General features: G+C 71.2%; 1 pseudogene. It reads right to left on the bottom strand.

What is annotated here, in order from left to right:
• Positions 1 to 410: pseudogene (locus AC1DD3_RS22105) on the bottom strand (HNH endonuclease signature motif containing protein); the annotation flags it as partial.
• Positions 411 to 440: the final 30 nt, after the last annotated feature.

The raw sequence follows: 440 nt of genomic DNA, 5'->3' as shown, positions 1-440 counted from the left end.
TCCACCGCGGCCGCGGCGAGCAGCTGAAGGTGCTCGGTCCGGCGGGAGAGCTCCTCGGTCAGGTCCGCGAAATCCGCCGCCTCCTGGAAGGAAGCCAGCCCGAGCTCGTTGTCCGCGGCGTCGACCGCCGATGCCAGCGCCTCCAGACACTGCTCCAGGGCCTCAGCCGCCCCGCCACTGAAGGCGGTGCCAGCAAACGTCACGCCGGTGACAGACCCGCTGGTGACAGMMCCGCTGGYGACAGACCCGCCGGCGGCAGCACCGCCGTCGGACGCCCGGCTATCCACGAGGGGCGCTGAAGCGGGAACGCTGCGAAGCGCGCGGCCCCGCAGCAGGGCAGCCGCGCTAAGGCCCGGCGTTACCGCCTGGCCCGCGGTGTGATCCGCTGCGTGTTCCCCCATGGCTTCCATAGGAAAACTCTGTCAGAGGGGTCCGACATT

This window comes from Arthrobacter sp. 05T444 (genome assembly GCF_056395905.1).
Note: the sequence above shows the minus strand (reverse complement) of the source record. Positions and strands in the feature narration are given on the sequence as shown.